The sequence below is a fragment of the Paenibacillus sp. FSL H3-0321 genome (assembly GCF_038002865.1).
Taxonomy (GTDB): Bacteria; Bacillota; Bacilli; order Paenibacillales; family Paenibacillaceae; genus Paenibacillus_AQ.
In genome coordinates this window covers 5,901,228-5,914,409 of record NZ_JBBODH010000001.1, presented here as the reverse complement: position 1 = coordinate 5,914,409, position 13,182 = coordinate 5,901,228, and the positions used below count along the sequence as shown (strand labels likewise).

15 protein-coding genes are annotated in these 13,182 nt (G+C 45.3%); 4 read left to right on the top strand and 11 right to left on the bottom strand.

Annotated features, from left to right (window positions below; genetic code table 11):
* Positions 1-16 precede the first annotated feature (16 nt).
* From phnW to MHI45_RS26485, 10 genes are all read right to left on the bottom strand, one after another.
* Complete coding sequence (gene phnW / locus MHI45_RS26530; RefSeq protein WP_076114309.1) at positions 17-1,120, bottom strand: 2-aminoethylphosphonate--pyruvate transaminase; 1,104 nt, start codon at positions 1,118-1,120, stop codon at positions 17-19.
* A gap of 11 nt (positions 1,121-1,131) precedes the next feature.
* Positions 1,132-2,484, bottom strand: a complete 1,353-nt coding sequence (locus MHI45_RS26525; RefSeq protein WP_341119694.1) for an MATE family efflux transporter — start codon at positions 2,482-2,484, stop codon at positions 1,132-1,134.
* Positions 2,485-2,492: 8 nt separating this feature from the next.
* Positions 2,493-3,449: a PHP domain-containing protein gene (locus tag MHI45_RS26520; protein ID WP_076114307.1), complete on the bottom strand. Its 957-nt coding sequence runs from the start codon at positions 3,447-3,449 to the stop codon at positions 2,493-2,495.
* Between the two features lie 2 nt (positions 3,450-3,451).
* Positions 3,452-4,162, bottom strand: coding sequence for a hypothetical protein (locus tag MHI45_RS26515; protein ID WP_341119693.1), 711 nt, complete (start codon positions 4,160-4,162; stop codon positions 3,452-3,454).
* A gap of 645 nt (positions 4,163-4,807) precedes the next feature.
* Complete coding sequence (locus tag MHI45_RS26510; protein WP_341119692.1) at positions 4,808-6,220, bottom strand: ADP-ribosylglycohydrolase family protein; 1,413 nt, start codon at positions 6,218-6,220, stop codon at positions 4,808-4,810.
* An 83-nt stretch (positions 6,221-6,303) separates the two neighbouring features.
* On the bottom strand, positions 6,304-7,170 hold the full coding sequence (locus MHI45_RS26505) for an AraC family transcriptional regulator (RefSeq protein WP_038587392.1): 867 nt from the start codon (positions 7,168-7,170) through the stop codon (positions 6,304-6,306).
* 349 nt (positions 7,171-7,519) lie between these two features.
* Positions 7,520-8,026: a chloramphenicol phosphotransferase CPT family protein gene (locus MHI45_RS26500; protein WP_340894163.1), complete on the bottom strand. Its 507-nt coding sequence runs from the start codon at positions 8,024-8,026 to the stop codon at positions 7,520-7,522.
* Positions 8,027-8,044: 18 nt separating this feature from the next.
* On the bottom strand, positions 8,045-8,803 hold the full coding sequence (locus tag MHI45_RS26495) for a methyltransferase domain-containing protein (protein WP_340894165.1): 759 nt from the start codon (positions 8,801-8,803) through the stop codon (positions 8,045-8,047).
* Between the two features lie 74 nt (positions 8,804-8,877).
* Complete coding sequence (locus MHI45_RS26490; RefSeq protein WP_341119691.1) at positions 8,878-9,690, bottom strand: protein phosphatase 2C domain-containing protein; 813 nt, start codon at positions 9,688-9,690, stop codon at positions 8,878-8,880.
* Positions 9,691-9,719: 29 nt separating this feature from the next.
* On the bottom strand, positions 9,720-10,154 hold the full coding sequence (locus MHI45_RS26485; protein WP_341119690.1) for a peptidase M56: 435 nt from the start codon (positions 10,152-10,154) through the stop codon (positions 9,720-9,722).
* 127 nt (positions 10,155-10,281) lie between these two features.
* On the opposite strand from MHI45_RS26485, the gene MHI45_RS26480 reads away from it, so the two are divergent.
* Together MHI45_RS26480 and MHI45_RS35245 are read left to right on the top strand one after the other, a co-directional pair.
* Positions 10,282-10,746 carry a hypothetical protein gene (locus MHI45_RS26480; RefSeq protein ID WP_144024499.1) on the top strand — a complete coding sequence of 155 codons (465 nt, stop codon included), beginning with the start codon at positions 10,282-10,284 and terminating at the stop codon, positions 10,744-10,746.
* Entirely contained in the window at positions 10,728-10,925 is a 198-nt protein-coding gene (locus MHI45_RS35245; RefSeq protein ID WP_076114299.1) for a hypothetical protein, read from the top strand. Before MHI45_RS26480 ends, MHI45_RS35245 begins: the two co-directional genes overlap by 19 nt.
* A 67-nt stretch (positions 10,926-10,992) precedes the next feature.
* Here the strand turns inward: MHI45_RS35245 and MHI45_RS26475 are convergent, their stop codons facing one another.
* Positions 10,993-11,622, bottom strand: a complete 630-nt coding sequence (locus tag MHI45_RS26475; protein WP_038587382.1) for a YfbR-like 5'-deoxynucleotidase — start codon at positions 11,620-11,622, stop codon at positions 10,993-10,995.
* A gap of 375 nt (positions 11,623-11,997) precedes the next feature.
* Here MHI45_RS26475 and MHI45_RS26470 point away from each other — a divergent pair, with 375 nt between their 5' ends.
* Both MHI45_RS26470 and MHI45_RS26465 read left to right on the top strand, forming a co-directional pair.
* The gene (locus MHI45_RS26470) at positions 11,998-12,216 is read left to right on the top strand and encodes a PspC domain-containing protein (RefSeq protein ID WP_038587380.1); all 219 of its coding nucleotides are present in this window, start codon (positions 11,998-12,000) and stop codon (positions 12,214-12,216) included.
* A 60-nt stretch (positions 12,217-12,276) separates the two neighbouring features.
* Positions 12,277-12,963, top strand: a complete 687-nt coding sequence (locus MHI45_RS26465; RefSeq protein WP_076114298.1) for a PspA/IM30 family protein — start codon at positions 12,277-12,279, stop codon at positions 12,961-12,963.
* The last annotated feature ends 219 nt before the right edge of the window (positions 12,964-13,182 follow it).

The following is a 13,182-nucleotide window of genomic DNA, read 5'->3' as shown; positions in this document are numbered from 1 at the left end:
ACGAATCGCTCTCCATTCATTCCCCAATGTTTGTCGCATAGGACAATATTGCCGCACACAAACCCACCATATCTTCTAGATGCACATCGCCAATTGAACCGATCCGGAATACTTGTACGTCGCTTAATTTACCTGGATAGATTACATATCCTCGCTCTTTCAGAAAGAGATACATAGACTCAAAGCTGAAATGCTCAAAGTCAGGATACCTGAACGTGGTGATAATCGGCGACTGCAGCGCCTCGTGAAGGTATGTTTTAAATCCCGCACTTTCCATTAAATGAACTAATATTTGTTGATTCTCAAGATATCTGACATAACGCCGCTCGACTCCGCCTTCTGCCTCTAATTCAAGCAAGGCCTGAGAGAAGGCCCGTACCACATGCGTCGGAGAGGTGAACCGCCACTTCCCCTCCTCCTGCTCCATCACTTGCCATTGATCATACAGATCTAATGATAATGACCTTGCATTATGCTTACACTTTGCCAATTCATCCTTGTTACAGAGAACAAAGCTGAAGCCAGGTACGCCTTGAATACATTTATTTGAGCTGCTGACTAAGTAATCAATGCCCCACTTCTCAACTTCTACCGGTATCCCTCCAAAGCTGCTCATGGCATCGACAATAGCTATTTTCCCGTGTCTCTTAATCGCCTGTACCAGCTGTTCGAGCGGATTAAGAATACCTGTCGTTGTCTCACAATGTACGAACGCAACATGGGTTATCGCTGGATCTTGCTTCATCAAGGTGTCCACTTGCTCTACATCAATAATTTGGCTCGGGGCGAATTCTAAAGTTCGGTAACCAATTCCGAGTATCCGCGCAATTTGCTCAATTCGTTTGCCATACGCTCCATTAGCCAGAATAAGGAGTTTGCCATCCTGGGGGATAACCGTTCCAATCGTTGCTTCGATTCCGAAGGTTCCACTTCCTTGCATTAACACTGACGTATAACGGGCTTCCGATGCTCTGCCTATATGAAGCAGCTTGCTCCGAATCAACTGAACGATATGTTTATAACTGTCATCCCAGGTACACCAGTCCTTCAGCATCACTGCTTTGACGGAAGGTGTTGTGGATAACGGTCCCGGTGTTAATAATAAATAGTGGTCTCCCATCGTAGTACCTCCTACATATTTCGAACAAGATTTCTTGCCCATTTATTTGATCTGTATCTGAAATAGCCAAAACCTGCCTTCGCAACTTCCTCGAAAACGAACAGCATATACACGATCTCGACGGGCAGGTGAAAGACATACACCCCAACAAACACTAACGGAAGAGCAATAAGCCAGGTCGTGACTAAAACTAGCTTCATTGTATACAGATTATCGCCGCCCGCTCTGAACATGCCGACAATCCACAGGTTATTTAAGAAGAACATGATCATCACTACAGCTTGAATGACCATCACATGCCGGAAGGAGGTTCGCACCTCAATGCTAATGTTGGGGAATAGATGTACAATGTACGGATTTAGCAGCAGTATAAGAGCTCCAACGACTATACCCGAATAGAGGGCAATCCGCGTGAATTTACGGGCATAGATAAGGTATTCACCCGATTCGACTTGACTTAACTTCTCGCCAATCATGACTCTGGCTGCGTAGGCAAATCCGAAAATTCCCATCATGAAATATCGGTTAAATGTGAGCGCTAATTGGTAAGTTGCTAGAGCTGCCACTCCTAAATGACCAAAGGCTACCGCATATAACATATTGCCAACCGACCACATCCCTTCATGGAACAAGAGCGGCAGTGTGGTTATGTATATTTTTCGGGTGAAATCCCAGCGGATAGAAAGAATTTCTTTCAGCGTGACATTGAAATAATACTTGTTCCAATAGACGTAACCTAATAGAATAACCGCGCTGAGCATAGAGGATATTAAGGTTGACCAGGCTGCTCCAACAATACCGTACACAGGAAAACCAAGCTTTCCATAAATAAGCGCATAGTCCAGTAAAATATTGACGAACATAGCCATAACCCCAACAATCAGAGTCAGCTTCACCTTACCTATCGAACCCAATGCGTTGCTAAATGCATCTTTAATAGAATTAATTAAGAAAACGAACACGATCACAGATAAATATTGAATACCATATGCGATTGCCGATTCATCCTGGATAAAAAGTGAGATTAACGGCGCTTTAAACATAGAAACTAGAATAAATACAATCAATGAAAGGAGGATGCTTGAGATCAGCATAAGACCAAATGCTTTTTTAACATTTACAAAGTCTTTTACTCCATAAAATTGTGTAATGTAAGCTGAAATACCATAAATCGCTGCAAGAAGCATTCCAAGAATAAAGCTGATTTGACCCACAGCAGCCGTTATGGCAATCGCCGTATCCCCTAATCCTCCGACCATTAATGTATTGATCAAAGAAAATGAATTCCCGAGTAGCATTTGAAGTACGGAGGGGATGACTAACCTCTTCATGTCTTTACGAAATTGCATATCAGAACCGTTCATCTCTGCCCCTATTGCAATTCATCCGGAAAAATTGGATTTGACCATGCAATATTCCCTTCGAAATCAATGCATTCCACGCGAATATATTGCTCTGTACCCTCTACCTTGAACTCGCCGCTGGTAATGGGAGAAGCATCTTTGTTGTATAACGCACCCCCATTATTGGGATGTGTAATGAACTTAATGAATTTTACCGGTGAGCATTTGATTTGCAAGAAGCCATTCTCTACCCGCAGATCCAGAATTTCCGGCCCCTGTGAAGAGTAGAACTGTCCGCTCTTTAGCGCCGTGATCAACGTTTGCTGCTCCAGCTTGTCCGCATCGACCGAAATCCATCCACCAAAAAATTCCGAGATTACCTCATCTATTCGCCCTCCATGAGCATCATCGGCAGCCACGCCGAACACTTTACGCCCGTTCTTCAATAAATAATCCCAATGGCGAACGCCGTACCCGACAGCTTCGTCGATTTCGGACTGGTGATTATAGATTTCTACCGCAAAATAGTTCTCTAGCTTCAGCAAATCCTCAGCGCGGTTTCTGGACCATTCCGGATGATTCATAATAATTAAATTCCCTTTATGCCTCATCTCTTCAATCAGGGCCTGGATCGTATCCAAGCTTTTATATTCCGGCTTCGCATGTTCTTCGTCGTGCTCGAATCCGTATTCTGAGCCTAGCGATTTATCGAAAAGCCCGTGTATATGGTATTGCTGGCCCGTTTCTTTCCTGCTCATTTCACATGCCATTTCATAACCATCCAGCATGATAAATTTTTCGTCGTCATAGCTATCGGATTTGAAATAAATTTCATGATCGCTTAAACACATGAAGTCATAACCCTTATTCTTATAAGCTTCGATTACAACCTCAGGAGCATATTGCCCATCACTGCGAGTTGAATGGGTATGGAGATTCCCTTTAAATTTGCGCTTACTCTCGTCTAAATAGATTTTTGACTTCATAGCTATTCTCCTCCCTGCAGCAAATCGGATACAAATACAGGGTTGGACCATGCCACCTTCCCTGCGAAGTCAATACATTCCACGCGAATATATTGCATATCCTTATCGACTTCCATGGACGCTTGAGTCAATGGCTCACCGCTCTCAAAATCCCCTATAAAAGCTCCTCTTTGGGGAAATGATTTAAACATAATAAATTTACAGGGAGAGCACTCGATCGTGAGTTTGCCGTCCATCACCCGCAGATCGTAAATTTCCGGACCGCTGCTGGAATAAAATTCACCTTGCTTCAAGCTTTTCACAAGGTCCACTGGGTTCAGCGCTGCCGATTGTACCTGTACCCAGCCTCCTCCGTACTCAGGAATTCTCCAATTCGGATCATGTTCGTGAGAATCATCCGCGGCAATACCGAATACTCGTTTGCCATTCTGCAACGCATGATCCCAGTAAGCTGCGCCATAAGAGCTTGTGGTCGACCACTCCGTAGCATGGTTGTAAATCTCAATCGCGAAAAACCCATCATATTTAACCATGTCTTCAAATCGAGTCAAGTGCCACTCCGGATGGTTGAAGATGACCAAATTCCCGTGCGCCCGCATTTCGTCAATGAGCAGTTGGGGCGAGTGGTCCCCTACCCATGGAATCGGCACCGGGAACTGCTCTAAATGTTCGAATCTTTCCAGCTCTGAATCTGCAGTAGGATCATTTAACACACCGAAATGGTAGCCTGGATTTTTATCTGCAACCTGGTTTAATCCCCCTCTTTCCATCCCTGGGAGAGTGACGAAGTCAACCGTATTGAATTCTTCCGTTCTGGCATAAATATCGTGGTCGGTAATCGAAATGAAATGATAGCCCTTGGCTTTAAAAGCTTCTACTACTTGTACTGCAGGTAAACTGCCATCCGACCAAGTGGTATGAAGATGCAGGTTGCCTTTATATTTAGTCTTTTCCCGGTCTAAATAAACTCAATTATTCATAACTTGCCCTCCTAATAATTTAAGTTGCTTTCATGTGTTTTCATTTTGTTTTCTGTTGTTGTTTTGATCATACAACCTGGAGTAAGAGCCTTTCAAGCCATTCGCTTATAATTAACAGTGGGCTAACAAAATTCATCATCCGTTAATAAAATTGCAGCTTACGGACATCAAAAACGGACATAAAAATAGAAACGGAAGAGTTCTTTTATGGACGTCTCCCGTTTCTCAGAGCAATAAATATTATATTTTCAATCATACCCTGCTTTTGTTAGTCCAATATTATGCGTAATCATAAATACAGCAAGCAGCCATACCTTTGTACAAACTAAAGAAACCTAAAAGGTTGCTAGACCTTTTAGGTTTCCATGTTATTCTTTATTAGCAACAGGAGTCAGGGTTCAGCTTCTTAAACACCTCAAAGCTCCGGGCCGCACATTCAGAAATCGGGATGGGATGGAAACCATTGATTTCTGCATACAGGATATCATTTAATGGTGCAGTCCATGAGCTAGGGATTGCCTCTGCTCCCAACATAGCTCCCATAATAGAGCCGACTGTGGCCCCGTTGCAATCTGTATCCCAGCCACCCAGAACCGCTGTGGTAATGGCTTTTTCGAAGTCCCCTTGACCGAAGATCAGTGAAGCCGCCACCAAAGCCGCATTGTTGTTGGTATGAACCGGATTATAGTGCTTGAAGGCTTCCCATATCCGGTTAACCAACTCCACTTGATCCTTCGTGCTACGTGCAATCGCAACGGCTTCCCTAACATCCTTCGCCAATCTGCTGGCAGCAGGAATCTCGCTTAAGCCGATTTCGACGATCCGCTCAGGATCGCGTTCCGAGAATGCAGCAGCAATCATGGCGGCTACGAACATTTCTCCATATATGCCGTTCTTTACATGCGAGAAAGAAGCATCACGCCATGCCAGTTCAGCCGCTAGCTCCGGTTTGCCGGCTGCGCCATAGGCTAATCCGTCTGCCCGGATCTGGGCGCCGATCCATTCGCGATAAGGATTCAGATAGGTACGGACCCAATCCTTCTGCTGTTCCCAGTCTGAATTCCGGGCATTCCCTTCATTTTTCAATAAATTGTTAAGATGTGAGGTTACCTGAGCAAAGTTTAAATACGCCTGCGTTTCAGCTGTACATACCTGAGAATAAGACAAAACTCTATGCCATAACAGACCCACATCCCAAGAATCCCACTCCAGCCCTTTTTCTTCCAGCATAATGAGGCCAAGGACCGTATACCGGATATCATCGTCGCTCTCCATGTAGCGGATGTTTTCACGCAGGCTCTTAGGGGAGACATTAGCAATGTTCAGACCAACTTCCTTTTGTGCACGGGATTGGGCAGGTACGTAAGTCGTTATAGGCCATGCGTCTGCACCTTGGAACCAAAGCTGAACATTCTTCCAGCCTGGATTGCCGAAGCTGCCGGCCATATACTCCCACTGCTCAAGGGGTTTGCCAAGTGCACAGCCAACACTACGTCCAAGCCATGCTCCATAAAATTTGTCCCGCCAGACTGACTCGGAATGTTGCGGATGAAGCACTCTCGGCCCTTCCGGACGCTCTTTACGGATTTCATCCAATTCAGACGGCTCGGCAAACGGGAAATCCGGTCTAATCGGAAGCCTCATCAATTGCTCATATATTGCCATCAATTGCTCACGATCATTGCCTGCCGTCTCTATCTTTTCAATAAAGCCCTCTGTATTGCAGCCCTCATCTCTGCGCTGAATAACCTCTTCTTTCACCAAGCGCTGTAAACTATCCCATCCTGCCATGATACGCACCCCAAACTTTGTATTTTATATTCATTATAGAACCCGTTTGGAGGAGAGGCTTCTCAATAACTATAGGGAAATTCTCAAATATTGCGAAATGTTTGATATTGCTGCCGGTATTCAATAGGAGAAAGCCCAATGATTGACCCAAATAAACGGTAGAACGTCGATACGCTTTGAAACCCACTTGAGAAGCATACTTCTGTGACATCCAGGCTGGTATTCACGAGTAAACGTTTCGCCTCGTTCAATCGGACCTGCAGGAGGCAATCCTTGAAATGGCGCCCGGTTGCTTCTAGAAATACATGGCTTGCACGTGAGGGGCTGACTCCCAGATATTTAGCAACCTCCTGAAGGGTTAAAGCTTCCGTGTAATGTTCCTTAATGTAATCCATCAGTTTCCGGTACTCCCTGATCGTACGTGTCAGCTTCTGCCAATCCTTCTGTTGCAGTGGGATCGAGCGATTCCGAAGCAGGAGGGTACATATATGCAGCAAGGTTGCTTTTACCATGCTGGAGTAACCCTCCTGTTTATCGACAAGCTCGGATCGGACCCGTTCGATGAGTTGTCTTAATTCAATGGCTAGGGGTTCGCTGTGTGGAATCCGGTTCTGATAGAGTCCGTTAGAATAACAGAAAGGAATCAGGAGCCTCTCGTCCTCTGTAAGCAACAACCCTGGATCGAAATTCAGAAAGATATATGTACTTGGGTCCTCTTCATCAGACCAGGCAATATGCAGCTCCGAATGGTTAACTATGAATACATCCCCAACCTGAACAGGGTACGTGTTTTCTCCGAAATGAAACCATCCCTTTCCCGAAATACAACAGCCGATCTCTAGACTGGAATGGTAATGCAGGGGCTGCATGAATGTGTTCGGTGACCAAACAAAAGCATTAACGGGTATTTCATGCTCATACTGTATGTTTAATTGCTCTCCTTCGCTCATGCATTCACCCTCCTATCGTCCAATATTCATAGAGTAGCATAAGCGGAGTAAATTGGGATATAACGTGTTACTCCATGAAATTAGTAAATCCATCCGCTGACCGAAATATCAGGATTAAATTGTAAATACACCCTTCAAAAATCATTATCGGAATATTATATTAGTACATGTAGGTCTCTTTTGTTTTAAATGAACTCGTTGATTTCCCTCCTTTAAGATTGGTTGGCACGACGCCCTGCACCTATCTTTTGAAGAGCAAAATTCCGCCGCATGCAAAGAGGGCTCAAGCTTGTCCGCTTGAGCCCTTTACGTGTTATTTACGGTTTCATGAATAGCTATGCCATAGGTACTATTCCAGCTCTGCTTGCATCTGCTGAAGGATTTTCTCCACACAACCTTCCAAACCATTCCTAAATGTATCGACCTCCAGGTCATACACCTCTTCCTTATGGACAAACTCCAGCTGCTCTTTGGCTTGCCCGATTCTGCGGTCTCCTCTTTCCTTTTCCCTGCGCTCAAGCTCATCTAGCGGGCAAAACACGCCCACAGACATCACCGGATATCCGGACAGGCTTTTTTGCCAGTCCTCTCTTGTAAAGGCGTCATGGATCACATGATCCACGATAAGATTAACCCCGGTATCCGCGAACATCGCGATCGTCCGGTGGAAATAATACTCTGTTGCAACAGGAATTAGCCGATTATTGTCCCGGTCCTCCATCTGTTCGATGACAAGGTCGAAACTATCTAGACTATAATGGAAGTAATCCGGCAGTTTGTTTAATAATGCCTTGGCTACCGTTGTCTTGCCGGAGCTTGAAACTCCATTTAATAAAATGATATTTCCCTTTTTCATGCTTAACTCCTCCGGCAATTAATTGCTTTTCTTAGCGATAATATGTGTAAATATGGCTATATCCCTGTATGGACTGTGATTGCCGATTTCAAGCTCCAGCCGCATGGTCTGGTTATGCCATTCTTCAGTCTGCTTAAGCTCATTGTCAGCGATATATCCGTACAGATTATGTATTCCAAAATGACCTTCAATCTCATAACCCGCTTCGTTGAGCCATTCCACTAACTGAGAGTAAGGATATACTGTGATATCCGTTTGAATAATTCCGCTATACTCCCGGCTGCTGCCTATACTTGCAAGCGCATCTTCAGGATCTTTATTGAGAATTGCCTTTTTCATTACCTTCGCCACCGGATTATGAGCGATCAGTGACAAGTAGCCATTTGTGGCCTGGCAGTTGCTGATCTGCTGGATAAAAGGCTGGGGATCCTCCGTATATTCAAGAATGTTATGGCAAAAGATCCAATCGTATTTCCCCAAACTCCCGGATGCCTTTTCAAAAGAATTCTCCAAATAAGACACTTCCGGTCCAGCCTTTTTGGCGAGCTCGATCATCTCATGGGCAGGCTCTACCGCAGTTACCCGATGCCCTTTCCTGCTGTACTCATTACTGGAAATACCGAAACCGCAGCCGATGTCCAATATAGCTTGTGCTTGCTCACCTAAGAACCGGTCTATTTGATCCCAAGCCGTCTGATAAAATAATCGGCCCCAAGGCATTTGCGTATAATGCCAATAGGAATCCAATGCCGCTGCAAAAGCTCCCGCCTTACTCATCGTTTATCCCTCTTTTCAACTTAGATAATGTTACTTAACATCATTGGTGTTGTGGATCAAGTCTCCAACAGAATTCACTGGTCACTTGGCATTGTTGCTGTCATCTTATTATCGAAGCTCCAGGCAATGACAGTTGCACTGTCACGGCCTTTTTCCTGATGTACCTCCATTAGCGCAGCACCGATGCACTCCTTCATATCCCTTGCCGAATAGAAAGCATCAAACAGCTTTTGCGGATTTGCATAGGACTGTGCCCCATATTCCAGAAGACCGTCAGTCGTCATGACGAGCACTTGATGTCCTTCTCTCAGTTCTCTGACTCCAGTTGAATAGCAGGGAACAGGCTGGGCAAAGGTGTTGGCATACCCGATCCATTCATAATAATTCCGCTGGTTCAGTAAGAATTGCCCCCGGGCAGCGAGGTCCGGATGAAGCAGGTAGAGTGAGTTGTCACCGACAGACAGCCACCATATGTAATTCTCTTTGCGGGCGCAGATCAGGCATGCCGTTTCACCGGTCACTTCCCTGCATCTGTTAATGAAGGCTTCCGAGGTAAAGAGGGATAATAGATACTCCTGTAAAGCATCCAAAGCCTGTGATATGGGCTGTGATAGATGTCCGGTAATTTCACTGGCTGCACTGTCAATGGTGCTAACCAGCAGCTCTGCACTTTCTGCCGTTTTATGGGCATCCAGCAACATAACGAACTCCCAGCTTCCGTCCGGGTCAAGCAATACAAAGAGGCCGTCTTCGTTTTTGTCCGCACCTGCTGCAGTATTTCCGCCATAACAGCCGATAGCCATATTACCAAAATTCATGGCCGCAGGATCGTCAAGGTACATTGCGTGACTGCCCACCCAGCTAAACTTAATCCTATCTCGTTCCATTTTTCATCTCTATCTCCTATCTATTCACTTTAATACCTCTCTACAATGGACCAGACAATCTTATCGTCCGGGGCATTTTTAGGATACACGAAGCTTGCTTTGATCCGGTTTTCTTTGTCGTAATACACCCTTGCTTTTAGGCCCTGGGCGGAGTCGTAGCTTTGAACCTTGTATTGGTCTCCCAGCTTGCTTTCCACCTCGTTCAGCACTGTCAGCTCGTCACCGGCTTGGCTCATTATTCCATGCTCAGACAAGGTTTTTAATTTGATAATGGCTCCGTCACTTTCATAGACAACGAGGAAATCCTCATAATATCTGTATTCAGCAGCTTTAGTGCTTTTATCCACAAAACTTGGATTCTTCTTGTACACATCCCACTGCACATCCGCGATATTCTCGTTTACAGCGATTCCATTGATCGTCAGTGAAGACAAGTCCGTAGATTCAACACCGAACGCCGCCACCTGATCTCTTCAGCCCCGTTTATTCATATACCCACACGCTTTCTTCATGTTATATTTGTCATATCTATCCAATCCGTAAAGCAAGAAAATCAAATTAACTATGCTGTAATCCGCCGGGAGGACTGAAGTGCAAATGCTGTGGTCTTTGTTCATTGTGATTCTATTATCGTTTTCGTTCAGGATTGTTCAAAGCGTAATTGGGCTTATCTATAAGCAGCATCTACGGTTCTCTGTCTATTATTGGGGAATTATGGTTATCATTGCAAGCTTATTAATAAAAAACACTTATATCTACAGCTTCCCGAAGAATCTATCTACGGTGCTGCCTTTGTTCTTTATCATTCTGATTGTCAATTGCCTCATCGCGAGATCCTCCGGCTATTCTCCCGCAGGCAGGTTTGACCGGTTCAACTTCGTGATTATCTTTCCCGTGCTCGAAGAGATTGCCTTCCGAGGGCTGGCTCTGCCTGTTCTCACCCGTCATCACAGCCTCGGCCAAATTCATCATACGCCTGTAATCGAACTCAGCTTCGCTGTCGTAATCACAGCTGCGCGCTGTTTGCAGTCTCCCATTTGCAATATTATAAGCTGAACAGCCAGAGCATCAGATTTATGATATTCGCATTTGCCGGCGGGCTGTTCTTTGGGCTAATCGCCCAGGTGACAGAGTCTATTGCGCTCACTGTCCCACTGCATATCGCTTTTAACGGTTCAGCAGCCTTTTATGTATATTTGATCGCTAAGAAACAATCCAACTCTATGTATAGCTGATCTCTGCTGCCCAGTTTCGCTCTTCATTTATTTCTATGTATACAAAAAAAAAGCCCCCGACCCTAAACTACAGAGCCAGTGCCTCTTCCGTGATCCGTTTGATATCAATGGAGGACAGTGTTTCCTCATTGACCATATCCGGCAAAATCTCAGCCAGGAAATATTCCACGCATTTCAGGTCTATGTTCTTGATCTTGATCAGGGCATTGCGGTACATAACCACAAATTCCTTTTCCGTATTACCTCTTTGCAGTTCGGCGAATGCCTCGTAGACCTGATCCATCTTGTCGGCTACCTCCAGAATCAGCCCCTCCAGCGATTCATCCTTGCCTTCACGTAATTGATGGAAGAAGATGCTTTTGAAATCCTCGGGAATATGCTCTTCAATGAAATTGTGGACCATACCTTCCTCGACCTGCTGGATTAAAGAACGCAGCTGCAGCGAGGAATGTTTGACCGGTGTTTTAATATCGCCGATAAAGATTTCACCGTAATCGTGGCTGCTCGTAATCTCGTATAGCTTCTTCCAGTCAATAACTGCACCATGCTTTTCTTCGATATCTGCCAAGGTTTTGGCGTACTGCACGACCTTCCAGGAATGGGCCGCTACACTGTGCTCCTCGAATTTGAATTTCCCCGGACAGCGGATGATCCGTTCCAGTTCGTTCAGAGAGCGGAAATATTTATGAATACCCATGGGGCCAGTCCTCCCTTATCTTCATCATATGATCCGGCTGTTTACAATCTCTTAAGCTATTGGAGGAATAGAGATAATAACAGTATAGGTCCCCATTGTTAAATGCGGATTAATCAGTTGACGTCTTATGTTAAAAGAGAGAAAGGCGTTCTCCCGGCACAACATATTACAAATGGCAGAAGGCCTTCCGTTCCCCGTTGTACTCGTTCATCCCCGCCTTACTGCGGAACCTTTCCCCGCCTCAGGTCTGGATTGAAAAACAGTCTTCAGGCCGTTTTGCCGAACTTCATATAGCCTTACAATAAGTACATAGACACCGGATATTAAAAAAAGATTCATTCTGGTAAATCCCAATGGAGAGGACGCGATTCAACCATGACAAAACTATTCCGTTCCGAAAGAGACAAAAAGCTTACCGGCTTATGCGGAGGATTGGCCCGTACACTGAACATTGACGCCACACTTATTAGACTGCTTGTTGCGGTCACTGCCGTCTTCAGCTTCGGCACCGTTGCTCTCATTTATATAGTGGCCAGCCTCATTGTCCCTAAAGAGCCTATTACTAGCTTCACGGATGACTACCATTCTTTTTAATCCATTTAAATTAAACCATTGAAACTATTAAATTCATCCAAACCTAAAGGAGAAATGAACATGAGCATATTCCAAAGAATCACCACCCTGACAAAGGCAGCAATTCACGAAGGTCTGAATAAACTGGAGGATCCGATTCTGCTGACTGGACAATATTTGCGGGAACTCGATGATAAAATTACAGGCGCTGAAAATAAACAACGCGAATTCAAGGCAGCTGCCAATGTGCTGGAGCGTCGTATCTCCGAATATCAAATCCTTGCGGAACGCAGTGAAGCGGATGCGGTCAAAGCAATGAGCGAAGGAAATGAGCCTGCAGCCAGAGCCGCAGTAATGGCTAAGCTGCGCTACCTGGAAAGCGAAGCAGAATGCACAGCAGGTCTGGAAGAAACCCGGCAGACTCTGGCTGCCCTGGAAGTCAGCATCCAAAGTGCCAAAGCAGAGCATGAGCGCCTGAAAGCCAAAAGAACCGAGCTGGCTGCCCGTGCGCGCAAAGCGGAGGAACTGGCGAGACAGCAGGCTCAGAACAGCGGTCACCCTGCTTATCCCGGAACCCGGGGCCATGTTATCAACGCCGGTACAGCATCACGCGGTTTTGAACGTATGGAAGACAAAATCAGCGAATGGGAAGCACTTGCGGAAACCTCCGCACACCAATCTGCTGAGGCAGCTGATTCCCCGGTTAACAGTGCAGTAGAAGCCGAGCTGGAACGGCTCCGCAGCAAGAAAACGGACAGCAGCAAGTAACTAAAATACACAAAAAGGATACTTCCCTTTCAAGGGGGAGTATCCTTTTTTGTGTACTATATAGATTGAACTTAAGGTTATAGAGTACAGGATCAGTCGCAACTACGGTGAATATTTGGACTTCCGGCCGCTGTTGTCTTCAAATTTCTAGATTTTAACCGCTATTAACGGTAGAAATCCGAAGACAAAGCATTCCTGTATACTCTTAAATTTCGAATT